The organism is Shewanella sp. SM29, from assembly GCF_025654245.1.
Taxonomy (GTDB): domain Bacteria; phylum Pseudomonadota; class Gammaproteobacteria; order Enterobacterales; family Shewanellaceae; genus Shewanella; species Shewanella oncorhynchi.
In genome coordinates, this window is record NZ_JAKKRN010000037.1 from 35,924 (window position 1) to 51,475 (window position 15,552).

Below are 15,552 nucleotides of genomic sequence, written 5' to 3' on the forward strand. Positions count from 1 at the left end.
AGACTTGCAGCTACCTGATGTAACACACAAATAAAGGTTTACACTTTTATCTGTGGCATTTAAGGGTACTATAACCTGCGCGGCAGGCATATTGGGCAAGCGGATTATTATTGCCTGCAAGTATTTGAGTTTTATTTCATTACCTTTTGGAGAAAACATGGCAGGAATGCTAACCCGTGTTCTCACATCGATACTTTTTTTAGCCGTTTCGCTATCGCTGACGGGTTGTGGCGATGACAGACCGGATAAAATCGCGAAGTATCAACAACTCACACAGCAACGTCTCGCTACGCTCACGACGATGATCGATGACGGCCAGTTGCGTAACGCTAATCTCTTAAAACAATACACGACACTGCTAAAGCAACAGAAACCCGATTTAGCACCCTTACTCGATGAATTAGCAAAGGATTCTGGTACCCAAGGTCCCATGTATACCTCGCTAAAACGTCGTTTAGATGAATCGAAAGTGGCGAGTAACTTTGCTGATCTCGATCAACAGCTGGCCGAAGCAGAAAATCTTTATCAAGCCGCAGATCCCAGTCTGTTTAACGATATGTTGTCTGATCCAGTCAACGTGGTCGCCGATATGTCCGACGGCAAACTGGCTCGCGTAAATGCGATTAGCCGTGAGGCCGCAACATTAGCCAATGGCGGTGAAGATTTTGGTCCAGGCAGTCAATTAGTTGGTAATCCCTCTTACGGCAACTGGCAAACCGACTCAAGCGGCACTTCGTTTTGGGCTTGGTATGGCATGTATTCGATGTTTTCGAATGTTTTCAATCGCCCAGTTTCCTACGATCGTTGGTCGGGTAACCGAGGTTATAGCTATTACAATGACGTAGGTCGTTATCGCTATACCTCACCCAAGCAAGCGGATGCGCAAAATAAGACCTTCGAACAAACGAAAAAACGTTTCGACTCACAAGGCAAGCGCTTTGACAGCCCTTATGCTAAACCGCGAACTGGTGGCACGGCGTTATCCCGTGAAAGTACCAGCGCACCTAAGGCCAGCACGACAAGTGCGAGCAAGAGTTCGAACAGTAAGTTTCGATCTAACTATGCTAAAGACAGCAGTTTCCGCAATTCCAGCAATCGCACGACCCGCAGTGTGCGCCGGGGCAAGTAACTAAGGATTTCCAATGACATTATTTCAGGATTTCGGTATCACACCAGAGCTAGCCATCATTCTGGCTATCGATCTCACCATAGCCGTGATTTTGCTAACGCTAATGCGTTATTTGCAAGGTTGGAGTGTAAAGGTCAATAGCAGTAAGGAGCTTGCAGAGCGGGATAACTTTGCCTTTGGCATAAGTACCGCTGGCGCAGTTGCCGCCCTAGGCATAGTGCTTACAGGCGCTATCACAGGCGCTGCGGCACACTCTTATCTTACCGAAGCGATTGGCATGAGCTGCTATGGTTTATTCGGTTTAGTACTGATTAAACTCGGCCGTTTTCTCCACGATAAAATAGCGCTAAATGAGTTTGATAAAAACGAGCAAATCATCAAAGGTAATGTGTCCGTCGCTATTGTCGATGCTAGCGTTGCTATTGCTACCGCCATTATCATTCGCTCCGTCTTGCTGTGGGCAGAAGATTTAACGGTCGATACCTTCATTGCCATCTTCAGCGCCTTTGCGATTTCGCAGTTGATGTTAGTGCTACTCACGCGCTGGCGTGAAAACCGTTTCGCAAGCCGCAACCAAGACTCGTCTATGCAGCAAGCCTTAGCCCAAGGTCATACAGCGTTAGCGCTACGCCATGCGGGTTACATGATTGCTATGGCACTGAGCTTCAATGCCGCTAGTCACTTTATTATTTATAATCCAACGGCTTATGTGACTAACGTGATCGGTTGGTTAGTGTTCTCAGTCATTATGCTGATCGCGCTATCCTTACTGCTGTTCGTCGTGAAGAAACTGGTATTGGCCCGTATCGATTTAGCCGATGAAGTGGAAAGACAACATAATATCGGTATCGCCGCAGTAGAAATGGCGATCAGTATCGCTATCGCACTTATTCTTACGGCACTGATGGCTTAATCGAATGCAAGAAATTAGCTTAACTCCCTCGGCGGCTAAACCTAGCCGCCTAGGTTGGTTCGATGATGTTCTCTTATTGGGCATTATGGCCGTATTAGCAGGTTGCGGCCTGATCTACGAATATCTTTTATCCCACTATGCGGGCCGCATTTTAGGCGCATTAGAAGCCGCCATTTACACCATGATAGGCTTAATGATTGTCTCCATGGGGCTAGGTGCCTTCGCCGCGCGTAAGATCCGTGATGCCTTTACCGGTTTTGTGATTTTAGAACTTACAGTTGCACTCTGTGGCTCACTCGCCATTTTAATCACAGCAGCGGTGATTGGTTTTGGTCAACAACTGCCATTAATCATTGCTAATACCTTAGGTTTACCGCCAGATCAACTGCCCGAAGGTGGCATGATAAGCTCGCTGCAAAAACTCAGCGAATACTTACCCTATGTGTGGGGTGTGTTATTGGGCCTGATGATTGGTATGGAAATCCCGCTGATTGCTAGGGTTCGCCAATCCCTTTCCGACGAGCATTTACTGCATAACGCGGGCACCATTTACGGAGCTGATTACATAGGCGCAGGCATAGGTGCCGCCATTTGGGTTGGCTTTATGCTCGCCATCGATATCCAACTCGCCGCCGCCTTAACCGCCAGTTTCAATCTATTGGCAGGTTTTGTGTTTATCTGGCGATTCTGGCCTAAAATCCGCCGCGCTAAACTGCTTTTGAGTGGGCATTTTATCGTGACTGGCGTCTTACTCATATTAGCAATCCACGGCCCACGCTGGGAGCAAGAATTCAATAATTTGCTCTATAAAGACAAAGTGGTTTACGCCAAGGCGACACGTTTCCAACAGCTGACCTTCACCGAGCGGTTGCGCGGTAACGGTCTGCCGCCCGTTTATGCTTTATACATCAATGGTCGCTTACAATTTTCTAGCATAGACGAGCACATCTACCATACGTTTCTCGTTCATCCTACGCTCGCGGCCAGTGCCCGTCACAACAAAGTGCTGATCATTGGCGGCGGTGATGGACTCGGTCTCAAACAAGTACTGCGCTGGGAGCCTGAACAAGTCACGCTGCTCGATCTCGATGTGGGCCTAGTGCAATTATTTAAATCGCCCGATACAGATATGCCCGATAGTCTCAGTCGCGCTATGTTGGCGCTCAATGGCAATGCACTGAACGATCCCCGTGTCACAGTGATCAACGACGATGCATTTAATGGTGTCGATAAACTGATTGCCACAGGCGTGAAATACGATGCGATTATCGTAGACTTGCCCGATCCGAGCCATCCCGATCTTAATAAGCTGTATTCGGACTATTTCTACCGTAAATTAAAGGAACTTATGAGCAGTGATGGCGCTCTGACTGTACAGTCGACATCGCCTTACCATGCCCCTAAGGCCTTTATTTCGGTAGCAAAAACCTTGGCATTGGCGGGATTTGACGTCAAGCAGTACCATCATAATGTGCCCAGTTTTGGCGAATGGGGCTGGAGTATTGCAACCTTAGGCGGACTCGATGCACAACACAGATTAGCGAAGTTAACTGAATTGCCCATCAAAGATGACTGGCTCACTTTAGGTTTAGTGGATGGCGCCTTTGAGTTTCCAGCCAATTTTTATCAAGATGCCGCCAACATAAAACCCAATGAATTGGGTTCATTGCAGCTGTATCACTACCATTTGCAAGATTGGTCCGAGAATCAAGGACTGGATCTTTTTTAATAGGATGAGATAGTACTTGACATATTATGTCTCGGTGCTATCTTTGAACACAGACATAATATGTCAATAAGGACAAATATGAATATCCATACCATTGCCAATCACCTCAACAGTCTTGGCAACAACAGCCAAACTGGCTTTCAATTTGATTGTTATCCAATCGATGGTGAAGTCGAAGTGTTGCAAGTGAATGTGGTCGGCCGTGAAGAAATCCCGGTATTTGTATCGGTAACGGACAACCAAGTACTTTGCATCAGCTACCTGTGGGGCGAGAACGAAGTAAATCAAGAACGTCGCAGTGAAATGTTTGAAACCATGCTAGAGCTCAACATTCCAATGCCCTTGTCAGCTTTTGCAAAAATTGATGACAAATACGTGGTTTACGGTGCGCTATCACTACAATCTAGCATGCTCGAAATCGAGCAAGAATTAGCAGTTTTATCTGATAACTGTTTAGAAGTTATTGATGAATTGGTCGACTATCTGAAATAAGGAGCCACAAAATGGGCATTCTGAATAAAATTTTAACAGCGTTTCGCGGTGGTGCCACCGAAGTTGGCCAAAGCATCGTTGACGCAAACTCAACCCGTATTTTCGAACAGGAAATCCGTGATGCAGAAAAGCATTTAACCAATGCTAAACGTGAACTGACCGATGTCATGGCAAAAGAAATGCAAGCCAGCCGTGAAATCGACCGTCTGAAACGTTCGATTGCAGAACACGAAGGTTATGCGACTCAAGCATTAGACAAAGGCAATGAAGCATTAGCGATTGAAATTGCTGAAAAGATTGCTCAGTTAGACCAAGAGTTGTCTGAACAACAAAGCGCCAACGACAGCTTTAGCGCCCATGCTGCACGCTTGAAAGACTTAGTGAAGAAAACCGAACGCCAACTGTCTGATTATCAACGTCAGTTGAGCATGGTTAAAACCACTGAAAGCGTGCAAAAAGCGACGGCAACCATTACTGACTCGTTCGCGTCTAGCAACTCTAAGCTGCTGAACGCTAAAGATTCACTAGAACGTATCAAGGCACGTCAGCAACAATTTGACGACCGTTTAAAAGCGGCTGAAACCTTAGCCGATGAAAACAGTGATAAGTCGTTGCAAGCCAAACTAGCCGAAGCGGGTATTGGTGAGCAAAAGTCAAACGCAAATGCAGTGCTAGATCGAATCAAAGCACGTAAAAGCTAAGCAATGATTGACCGAATGCCGAGTCTCAGTGGGATCATCACCCCCTACTGACCTCGGCATTTTTTGTTTCATCCTCATTAAATAAAAATGATCACTATTGCCCGTGAATATCCGCAGCCAATCAATATGAGGCCGCACGCGAGCATAGTCAGCAGGAGTCACTATGGGATTTTTCAATAGTATTTTTGGTAAGAAAGCCCCGCCACAGCGCGAGCTCAATCACCCGTCCCAGCTCAATGTCGGCGACATGATCTCAATTGATGATAGTTTTGCCCTGCCACCACAACTCCGTGGTCAACAATTAAGAGTCGAAGCCGTACATACTTACGAGTCGGAACGTAAACAACACTCCGAGTGGTTACTCAAGGGACATGGTAGCGATACTCTCTTTTTGAGCATTGAAGAAGACGACGAAACCTATCTCGCCTTTTCGATGAAGGTTTCCCGCGCCCAAGTGGAGCAATTATTCAATCTCGAGCAATTCAGCGCCATGTTCGAGGAACCGGGTCATGCCGAGTTAACTACGCAAGTATTACCGGCCGACTTAGCTGAACAACTTGAACAATGGCTTGGAAAACAATACCACCAAGTGACTTTTGCCGCTTTTGGCTATTTCCATCGTCAGGATTATCGTGGCCAAAAGCCGCCACAGGATGCCAATGGCGCCACAGGTGAGCCCTTTGAGTACTATTTATTACTTGATGACAATGAAAGCTGCGCCGTCGAAGTGGAAGTCTACGAAGGGGGTGATACAGATGTCGTCTTGACCCTATATCGCCCGCTAACGGATATTCGGGAATACTGGCCGGCGAAATAACACAAAAATAAGATAAAGTGCGTGCTCGCACTTTATCAATAATCCCAATACAATCTCACAGATAAGCGCTAGAAACGGTTGATAGCAATAGGTAATACGCCATGAGTAAAACCAAACACCCTCTGCCCGAGCAATGGTTAAAGAACCAACAAGCCGCTAAGGCGACACAGGTTGCCTTCGATCTCGATGAAAAATTTCAATACTCTATTCGTAAAGCCGCGTTAGATGCAGGCGTTAGCCCTTCTGATCAAATTCGCACTATTTTAGGTCTTAGCGTATCGAAACGGCCAACGCGTCCGCGCCTTACCGTGTCACTCAATGCAGATGACTATGTGCAACTGGCAGAGAAATATGGTTTAAGTGCCGATTCACAGCTAGAAATTAAACGCCGTGTACTCGACGATTTAGTCCACTTTGTTGATGAAACCTAAAGCAACGCAGATCTCAAGCGCCAACCCTTCTTACCATTGGCTGGCGCGATTAATCGATATATAGCCCTTTTATTAACTCAGTCAATTTACTCACAGCCTAAAGTCTTTTACTTTAGTAGTGATATTCGCCGCACTTAACAGGGATCATGTTTGGCATGACAGATAAAACCCCATGGTCGCTTCGCACCCTTGGCACTCCTTCTCCATTCGAAATGGCGATGATGCTATTGTCCTTGCTGTCGGTGATCATAGTACTTGTCATGACCTTCGGCCGCCTAGATAGCGAAACCTACCGCTTGCTCTTCTTTGTCGATACCAGTATTTGCATGATTTTTATGATCAACTTCTTTGTTGGGTTGATCCGTGCTCGCGATAAACGCTTTTTCATTAAACACCATTGGATTGATTTTATTGCCAGTATTCCGGCGATTGAAGCCCTACGTATGGCACGGCTTTTTCAAATCCTACGGGTAATACGCCTGATCCGCATGAGTCGCTCACTGCTGCTCCCACTGGTAAAACAACGTAAACAAGCCACCTTAGCCAGTTTACTGGTTGCTATGGTGACGATTCTAACATTAGCTTCCGTCATTATGCTCATCGTCGAAAGCGGCACCGAAGGCGCCAATATCCAGACCGCTGAGCAAGCGATTTGGTGGGCATTAGTCACTATCTCTACCGTCGGCTACGGCGATTATTATCCTGTAAGCACAGCAGGCCACATCATAGGTGGCGTGGTCATTGTCAGCGGTGTGAGTTTTTTTGGGGTGATTTCAGGTTATATGGCATCGGTATTTGTCGCGCCAGATGAATCTGAACGCCAAGAACGCCAAGATGCGCATAAAGCCGAAATCAAATCAGAGCTTGAATTAGCCTTAGCGAGAATGGAAGAGAACCAACAAAAAATAGAACAAAATCAAGCGCAAATGCTGGCTCAAATTGCGGAACTTAAGCAGGCTATCGAAACAAAAAATAGCTGACTTTGTTGCGAAAACGGACTAATGAAAAGGCTCAATCTATTTTAGATTGAGCCTTTTCCGTTTATCAGCGATAAAAAGTAATACTACCAGTAGACCTGCTGTTGCATCGCGTTACGGCGTGTCGATTCCATAGCAAACAACAAACTCTGCTGCTTGTCTTCCAGCCACTCAGCTAAATTGATATCTAACTCCCGACTCGCATCCTGTAAGGCGCGATAACAAGCTAAAGTTTTAATCCCAAGCGCGAGATCTTGCCAAGGTGCACGAAATGCGTCCCGTGATTTCGCCTCATATAAACTGCCGTAGGCATGACCCACAAGAATGCTCGCATCCAACACTGTGGCCACTTGTAGATAATTCGCCGCTGTCATGACGCTATTGAGTGGCATGACCTCAATTATCGCCACCCAAGAAGCTTGCTGAGCACGATCGGCATGCTGGCGTAAACCAGGCTGATGGGTGATGTCCACTTCACCAGCACTGATCTTTAGCAACAGTTCAACAATAGCCAGCTGTAATTGACCATATTCGGTCTGTTGCCATAGGGAGAGTAAGCGTTCCGTCAGATTAATCTCTGTCAGTTGCGCCAGAAGTCGCGCCTTAACTTGGGCATGTTGGCCAAGTTTAGCAAATAAGCCTCTTTGGCTACCAAGCAAAGCGGTCAACGCCTGTGCCTGCTCAATAAAATCGAGCTGCTTTTCAATCAGCATAAATTGGCTAGACAGTGTCACATTCAATAATTCGAACTGATTTAAGGTCATGCGCAGCAAACGAATACAGGCGCGCATCCGCCACCATAGTGCAACACAGGCTTCAGGGTCGCTTTCCTCTGCAATCATGCTCTCTAATAATTGCCAGCGCTCAAGGGCGGTTTCAAGCAGGATTTGGCAGTTTGCACTTAAATCCTGTGAAGAAGAATCGTGTGACTCGGCCAGTGGCAGAAATTCCAATGCTTTTAAATCGAGCGGCTTAGCCTTGCCCGCCAATCGATAGCCCCGCTGCGCTTTACTGGCCTTACCTAAACGCACGGGCACCACGCTCGCCACTTGCATCGCCAGCTTAAGTAGCGCCTCAGTACCGCCACTGAGGAGTTCAAACTCGAGCTCACACAGGGCTTCTTGCTGGCCATTGGCGGTGATTTCACCTATGTCTAACGCCACTTCGACCACGCTGTTATCAATCTGAACATGCCAAGCGCGACGATGAAAATCGGTGTGAAATATACAAGTTAACTGAGCTTGAGTTGCCGCTAAATCGGCATCAACGGGCCAAATGCTGGTAGGAAATAGACTTAAGTCTGGGCTATCGGATTGGATAGTCACATTGTATTCGGGCCGCGAATGAATGCCGCCCACGACTTGTCCTGCGGTTTTTATGGTCTGCTCTCGGTGCGCATCGTAACCGCGCACCCGCAATCCCATGTCCCACTGACGTAATTGCAAGTCAGGGGTGTCGAAGTAACCATTCGCCAAACGACGTTGACCTTGAGGTACGGCATTATCGAGACTATCTAACTTATTTATCAGGGATTCTTGATATATCGGCAGGAAAAACAGTTTTAATTCAATCTCAGCATTCATTGCGTAACCGCTCACTTTGTCATCAAATATTCATCGATGCGTCATCTTTAGTTCATAATGTCACAAATGTGTCATAAAAATCCCGTAGGATTTGGTTTTGCAGTTGGTATATAACCCGTTAGAATAAACCTGTCGTTTTTTCTGAAAAAACACAGTTTCAATACGCGGACGCATAGGTTAACATGCGCCCGCTTTTTCCAATAATGGAACAATCTAAATAGGTAAACGGCAATGCCAGTAAACTCTATTTTGGGCGTGTTTGCAAAATCGCCAATTAAGCCTCTTCAAGAGCACATGGACAAAGTACACGATTGCGCATCGTTACTCGTCCCCTTTTTCGAAGCCACTATCACAGGTAACTGGGACAGTGCAGTTCAATTACGTAAGCAAATTAGTTTAGCCGAGAAGCAAGCAGATTCACTGAAGCGTGAAATCCGTCTGACTCTGCCAAGCGGTTTATTTATGCCAGTAGAACGTACAGATTTATTGGAACTTTTAACTCAACAAGACAAGATAGCCAACAAAGCCAAAGATATTTCCGGTCGTGTTATCGGCCGTCAGCTGTTAATCCCTCAGGTCATGCAAGTCCCATTTATTGCTTATCTACAACGCTGTATCGATGCGGTAGCACTAGCAAAACAAGTCATTAATGAACTCGAAGATCTGTTAGAAACAGGTTTCCGTGGCCGTGAAGTCGACTTAGTGGCAAAAATGATCAACGAACTCGATATCATCGAAGAAGATACTGACGATCTACAAATTCAGTTACGCCGTCAGTTATTCGCTATGGAATCTGAATTGAATCCTGTCGATGTGATGTTCCTCTACAAAACGATTGAATGGGTCGGTGGTCTTGCAGATCTTGCCGAACGCGTCGGTTCGCGTCTTGAGCTTATGCTGGCTCGCGTTTAACAAATTAAGGTTATCAAGGTATCAATATGGTTGATGCAGGTATTGAGGTGGCTAACGTCTTAGTCACCAATGGCCCGTGGCTTATTGCCATTGCGGCTGCATTTGGTTTTCTCATGGCATGGGGTATTGGGGCGAATGACGTCGCCAATGCGATGGGAACCTCTGTAGGTTCAAACGCAATTACAATTAAACAAGCGATTATTATCGCAATGATCTTTGAGTTTTCCGGTGCATTTTTAGCTGGGGGCGAAGTTACCAATACAATTCGTAGCGGTATTATTGATTCTAGCTATTTCACTGCAACTCCTGAATTGCTGGTTTACGGCATGATAGGATCATTGTTGGCAGCAGGTATTTGGCTTGTCGTCGCATCGGCTCTTGGCTGGCCAGTATCAACGACTCACTCCATCGTCGGTGCCATTATTGGCTTCGCCGCCGTGGGTGTTGGTGCAGATTCAGTCTCATGGGATAAAGTAGGCGGGATTGTAGGCTCTTGGATCGTAACCCCCGCTATTTCGGGCTTTATGGCATTCATCCTCTTCCAAAGCACTCAAAAACTCATTTTCAACACTGACGATCCATTGAGTAATGCTAAGCGTTTCGTACCTTTCTATATGGCATTTGCTGGTTTCATCATGTCATTAATGACGATTATGAAAGGCTTATCCCATGTTGGTCTGCATTTCTCAGTTACCGAGTCTTACCTACTCGCAGGTGCTATTGCTGCTGTAGTTGGTATCTTAGGTAAAATCGCCATTTCACGCTTACAAATGAGTGATAAAGCAGATCGTCAAACCCAGTTCAAAAACGTTGAAAAAGTGTTTGCGATCCTGATGGTTTTGACTGCTTGTTGTATGGCTTTTGCCCATGGTTCAAACGATGTAGCAAATGCGATTGGTCCATTAGCGGCGGTTGTTTCTGTCGTCAATAGCGGTGGTGAGATTGCAGCGAAATCACCTCTAGTCTGGTGGATTTTACCTTTGGGTGCCGTAGGTATTGTGATGGGTCTGGCGATTTTTGGTCAGCGCGTTATGCAAACTATCGGAAAAAACATCACTCACTTGACGCCAAGTCGTGGTTTTGCGGCAGAATTAGCCGCGGCAACGACTGTAGTTATTGCTTCTAGCACTGGTTTACCTATTTCTACCACACAAACCTTAGTGGGTGCGGTATTAGGTGTAGGTATGGCCCGTGGTATCGCAGCGATTAACATTGGTGTGGTACGTAATATAGTCGTATCTTGGGTTGTGACCTTACCAGCAGGTGCTGGCCTATCAATCATCTTCTTCTATATGATTAAAGGTATTTTTAATTAAGAAGTCTCGCTAAATGTGTTGCTGACATTAAGCAGTATTAGCGCCTAGGACTAGAAGGTCGTAGGAAAGATTGAATTAAATTGGAATGGTCATAGCATGGATGCCGTAAAGTTGAGGGAAGTCTATGACTTCCCTCTTGCATTACAGGCCTCAAATCCCTAGCATGTGCAGACTATTTCGTTGATGAGAATACAAAAGTGTTTAGACTCCTGACTCTGGTAGGAATGATCTTGCTGTCTTCCAACCTGCTGGCCGAAGGCCAATCCCGCTACATCTCGGATAACGTGTTTCTGTATCTTTTAGGTGGCCCTGGTACTGAGTTTCGAATTGTTGGATCAATTGAAGCGGGTCAACCTGTGACACTGCTCAACGAAACTCAAGGTGATTACTCCAAAATAATCGACCATAAAGACCGTGAAGGTTGGGTACAAACCAACTTGATCAGTTCGACTCAAAGTTTCCGTGAGCAAGTCCCTGCGTTAACAACTGAACTCGCACAGGCCAAAGCTAAGTTAGCAGAAGTATCAAGTTCAACAGATAATCATGCCGGCGAACTGCTCGAATTAAAGGCTAAACTAAGCGAGTTAGAAACCAACCTAGCTAAAACGACTCAAGAACGTGATCAACTGAAAAATGCGGTAGATCGCACAGCTCAAGACGAGCGTTTTGAACTTTGGCGCCAAGGTGGATTAATCGCAGGCATGGGCTTAATCCTAGGCATTATTTTAGTGTATTTACCTAGACCACAACGTCGTAATAAAAAACGTTGGATGTGAGTCTGACACACAAAAAGTCTTAATTTACCTTCCAAAAGCCAGTGTTTTCAAACACTGGCTTTTTTGTCAATCAAGCGTTACATCGACTTATTAACAAGCTAATCAAGCAAACTTCACAATCTTTCACGCTATAGTGTTGTCCGTCACATTTTGGTTGTATAATCTGCGCGCGCAAACCTTCATATTGTATACAAAATATCAAATGCGTTTGGCGCCTCCCAATTTGTTTCAACAATAGCGCCCCAATAACGGCCAAGATGGAAGCGATAACTATGTTCAAAGCGAGTGAAGTGCTGGCAGGCCGCTACGATTCTGCCAATCTCGACGAACTGTTCAAAGCAGTCAGCGACAACTACATTGTCGATGAAGAACAATACTTGTCAGAGCTGATCAAACTAGTTCCCTCAAGTGATGAAGCCATAGAGCGCGTCACTCGTCGTGCCCACGAACTGGTCAATAAGGTTCGTCAATTCGATAAAAAAGGTTTGATGGTCGGCATAGATGCCTTCCTGCAACAGTACAGCTTAGAAACACAGGAAGGCATTATCCTGATGTGTTTAGCCGAAGCTTTACTGCGAATTCCCGATGCGGCCACTGCCGATGCGCTGATTGAAGATAAGCTTTCAGGCGCTAAGTGGGATGAGCACATGAGCAAGAGTGACTCAGTACTGGTTAACGCATCGACCTGGGGCTTAATGCTCACAGGTAAAATCGTTAAACTCGATAAAAAACTCGATGGTACCCCAAGCAACTTGCTGAGCCGCTTAGTGAATCGTCTGGGTGAGCCTGTGATCCGTCAAGCCATGATGGCAGCAATGAAGATCATGGGTAAGCAGTTCGTGCTGGGTCGCAACATGAAAGAAGCCCTGAAAAACAGCGAAGACAAACGTAAGTTAGGTTATACCCATTCCTACGACATGCTGGGCGAAGCGGCGTTAACTCGCAAAGATGCCGAGAAATACTATACCGATTACGCCAATGCGATCACTGAGCTCGGTGCTCAAAGCTATAACGAAAATGAATCACCGCGCCCAACAATCTCCATCAAGCTATCGGCATTGCACCCACGTTACGAAGTGGCCAATGAAGACCGCGTCTTGACTGAACTGTACGACACAGTGATTCGCCTGATTAAGCTGGCACGTGGTTTAAATATCGGTATATCTATCGATGCTGAAGAAGTCGATCGCCTCGAGTTATCACTAAAACTGTTCCAAAAACTGTTTAATGCTGAAGCAACTAAAGGCTGGGGATTACTCGGCATAGTAGTACAAGCCTACTCTAAGCGTGCCCTGCCCGTACTGGTTTGGTTAACGCGTCTAGCGAAAGATCAAGGGGATGAAATCCCAGTTCGCTTAGTTAAAGGCGCCTATTGGGATAGCGAACTTAAGTGGGCGCAACAAGCTGGCGAAGCCGCTTATCCACTCTACACTCGCAAAGCCGGTACTGACGTTTCTTACCTCGCCTGCGCCCGTTACTTGTTATCGGATGCGACTCGCGGCGCTATCTACCCACAATTTGCTAGCCACAATGCGCAAACCGTGGCGGCAATTTCCGATATGGCGGGCGATCGTAACCATGAGTTCCAACGCTTACACGGCATGGGACAAGAGCTGTACGACACGATTCTGGCTGAAGCCGGTGCTAAAGCGGTACGTATTTATGCCCCCATCGGTGCCCATAAAGATCTACTGCCCTACTTAGTTCGTCGCCTGCTGGAAAACGGCGCGAATACTTCGTTCGTCCACAAACTGGTGGATCCTAAAACCCCCATCGAGTCATTAGTGGTACATCCGCTAACAACACTGACGGGTTACAAAACCCTGGCTAACAACAGAATCGTTTTACCTGCCGATATTTTCGGTAGCGATCGCAAAAATTCCAAGGGACTCAATATGAACATCATTTCCGAATCTGAGCCATTTTTCGCGGCACTAGAACAGTTTAAAAATACCCAATGGCAAGCGGGCCCTCTGGTTAACGGTAAAACCTTAACTGGCGAACATAAAACGGTTGTTAGCCCATACGACACTACCCAAACCGTAGGTCAAGTCGCCTTCGCCGACAAAGCTGCAATCGAAGCAGCCGTCGCGTCTGCTGAAGCAGCATTTGCCTCTTGGGCACGCACACCAGTGGAAACCCGTGCATCTGCACTACAAAAATTGGCCGATTTATTAGAAGAAAACCGCGAAGAATTGATCGCCCTGTGTACCCGTGAAGCAGGCAAGAGCATTCAAGACGGTATCGACGAAGTACGTGAAGCCGTTGATTTCTGTCGTTACTACGCTGTACAAGCTAAGAAAATGATGGCGAAGCCTGAACTGCTTCCTGGCCCAACGGGAGAGCTGAACGAACTGTTCCTCCAAGGCCGCGGCGTATTCGTGTGTATCAGCCCATGGAACTTCCCATTGGCCATCTTCCTCGGTCAAGTCTCTGCGGCATTAGCGGCGGGTAACACTGTTATCGCGAAACCTGCGGAGCAAACCTCGATTATTGGTTATCGTGCAGTACAACTTGCTCACCAAGCAGGTATTCCTGTTGAGGTTCTGCAATTCCTACCCGGTACGGGTGCGACTGTGGGTAGCGCAATTACGGCCGATGAACGTATCGGCGGCGTATGCTTTACCGGTTCAACTGGCACAGCAAAACTGATTAACCGTACACTGGCCAACCGTGATGGCGCGATTATTCCGTTGATTGCCGAAACTGGCGGTCAAAATGCCATGGTAGTGGACTCAACCTCGCAACCTGAGCAAGTGGTTAACGATGTGGTTTCATCGTCATTCACCAGCGCAGGCCAACGCTGCTCCGCACTGCGCGTGCTCTTCCTCCAAGAAGACATCGCCGATCGCGTGATCGAAGTCCTGCAAGGCGCCATGGATGAATTGGTGATTGGCAACCCAAGTTCAATCAAAACCGACGTAGGCCCAGTGATTGACGCCACCGCCAAAGCTAACTTAGATGCCCACATCGACCATATCAAGCAAGTCGGTAAGCTTATCAAGCAAATGCCACTGCCCGCTGGTACTGAGAATGGTCACTTTGTGTCGCCAACCGCCGTTGAAATCGATTCAATTAAAGTGCTTGAGAAAGAACACTTTGGCCCAATCCTGCATGTGATCCGTTATAAAGCGGCAGATCTTGGCAAAGTGATCGATGAAATCAACAGCACGGGCTTTGGCTTAACCTTAGGTATCCATAGCCGTAACGAAGGCCATGCCTTGGAAGTTGCCGACAAAGTGAACGTGGGTAACGTCTACATTAACCGTAACCAAATCGGTGCTGTGGTGGGCGTACAGCCTTTCGGCGGTCAAGGTCTGTCAGGCACAGGTCCTAAAGCCGGTGGCCCACACTACTTAACCCGTTTTGTGACTGAAAAGACTCGCACCAACAACATCACAGCTATTGGTGGTAATGCGACCCTACTGTCACTCGGTGATAGCGAAGAATAAGTACACTGAACTTGCTTTAGAATATCGCGATGCATCTTTAGCCATCGCGATAACAATAAAAAAGCCAGACTGAGTCTTAATGCCGTTCACTTAAGAGTGAACGGCATTTTTCTTTGGTCTAACCGGGAACTTGTTTTTGCTCATTTTAAGAACTCGTGGATATGCCCTTTCCCGTTTACCATCCAGCTTAAATTGCCGTGCATTTCGTTCTATATCCAATACGTCTCTCGGGACATTCCCCGGTGTTTGTGATGACAGTTGTGTCAACTTGAAGATGATATAACTCGCCGCATCCCGAAAACTCAGTTGATTGGGATGGACCGA

At 46.7% G+C, this 15,552-nt stretch carries 13 protein-coding genes and 1 pseudogene; 12 read left to right on the forward strand and 2 right to left on the reverse strand.

Going from position 1 to position 15,552, the window contains the following annotated elements:
• The first annotated feature begins 157 nt into the window (after positions 1-157).
• The 8 genes from L5L77_RS19435 to L5L77_RS19470 all read left to right on the forward strand — a co-directional run bounded on the left by L5L77_RS19435 (position 158) and on the right by L5L77_RS19470 (position 7,192).
• Complete coding sequence (locus L5L77_RS19435; protein ID WP_105251557.1) at positions 158-1,129, forward strand: hypothetical protein; 972 nt, start codon at positions 158-160, stop codon at positions 1,127-1,129.
• A gap of 13 nt (positions 1,130-1,142) precedes the next feature.
• Positions 1,143-2,042, forward strand: coding sequence for a DUF350 domain-containing protein (locus tag L5L77_RS19440; protein WP_113939026.1), 900 nt, complete (start codon positions 1,143-1,145; stop codon positions 2,040-2,042).
• 4 nt (positions 2,043-2,046) lie between these two features.
• Positions 2,047-3,771 (forward strand): polyamine aminopropyltransferase, encoded by a 1,725-nt coding sequence (locus L5L77_RS19445; protein ID WP_263185856.1) that lies wholly within the window; start codon positions 2,047-2,049, stop codon positions 3,769-3,771.
• Between the two features lie 78 nt (positions 3,772-3,849).
• Positions 3,850-4,263 carry a YjfI family protein gene (locus L5L77_RS19450; RefSeq protein WP_105251554.1) on the forward strand — a complete coding sequence of 138 codons (414 nt, stop codon included), beginning with the start codon at positions 3,850-3,852 and terminating at the stop codon, positions 4,261-4,263.
• An 11-nt stretch (positions 4,264-4,274) separates the two neighbouring features.
• A complete protein-coding gene (locus tag L5L77_RS19455) occupies positions 4,275-4,964 on the forward strand; it encodes a PspA/IM30 family protein (protein ID WP_028761835.1) in 690 nt (229 codons plus the stop codon).
• A 163-nt stretch (positions 4,965-5,127) separates the two neighbouring features.
• Complete coding sequence (locus L5L77_RS19460; protein WP_263183026.1) at positions 5,128-5,781, forward strand: DUF4178 domain-containing protein; 654 nt, start codon at positions 5,128-5,130, stop codon at positions 5,779-5,781.
• A gap of 101 nt (positions 5,782-5,882) precedes the next feature.
• Positions 5,883-6,212 (forward strand): hypothetical protein, encoded by a 330-nt coding sequence (locus L5L77_RS19465; RefSeq protein WP_028761837.1) that lies wholly within the window; start codon positions 5,883-5,885, stop codon positions 6,210-6,212.
• 155 nt (positions 6,213-6,367) lie between these two features.
• Positions 6,368-7,192 (forward strand): ion transporter, encoded by an 825-nt coding sequence (locus L5L77_RS19470; protein WP_105253058.1) that lies wholly within the window; start codon positions 6,368-6,370, stop codon positions 7,190-7,192.
• A gap of 83 nt (positions 7,193-7,275) precedes the next feature.
• On the opposite strand, the gene L5L77_RS19475 is transcribed toward L5L77_RS19470, so the two are convergent.
• Positions 7,276-8,772, reverse strand: coding sequence for an inorganic triphosphatase (locus L5L77_RS19475; RefSeq protein ID WP_263175832.1), 1,497 nt, complete (start codon positions 8,770-8,772; stop codon positions 7,276-7,278).
• 231 nt (positions 8,773-9,003) lie between these two features.
• Between L5L77_RS19475 and L5L77_RS19480 the strand changes: the two genes are divergently transcribed.
• From L5L77_RS19480 to putA, 4 genes are all read left to right on the forward strand, one after another.
• Positions 9,004-9,684, forward strand: a complete 681-nt coding sequence (locus tag L5L77_RS19480; protein ID WP_105251552.1) for a TIGR00153 family protein — start codon at positions 9,004-9,006, stop codon at positions 9,682-9,684.
• A gap of 26 nt (positions 9,685-9,710) precedes the next feature.
• A complete protein-coding gene (locus L5L77_RS19485; protein WP_113939029.1) occupies positions 9,711-11,000 on the forward strand; it encodes an inorganic phosphate transporter in 1,290 nt (429 codons plus the stop codon).
• Positions 11,001-11,224: 224 nt separating this feature from the next.
• On the forward strand, positions 11,225-11,776 hold the full coding sequence (locus L5L77_RS19490; protein WP_263223348.1) for a TIGR04211 family SH3 domain-containing protein: 552 nt from the start codon (positions 11,225-11,227) through the stop codon (positions 11,774-11,776).
• Positions 11,777-12,033: 257 nt separating this feature from the next.
• On the forward strand, positions 12,034-15,228 hold the full coding sequence (gene putA, locus L5L77_RS19495; protein ID WP_263142682.1) for a bifunctional proline dehydrogenase/L-glutamate gamma-semialdehyde dehydrogenase PutA: 3,195 nt from the start codon (positions 12,034-12,036) through the stop codon (positions 15,226-15,228).
• A 90-nt stretch (positions 15,229-15,318) separates the two neighbouring features.
• Here the strand turns inward: putA and L5L77_RS19500 are convergent.
• Positions 15,319-15,552, reverse strand: a pseudogene (locus L5L77_RS19500) (IS4 family transposase); the annotation flags it as partial.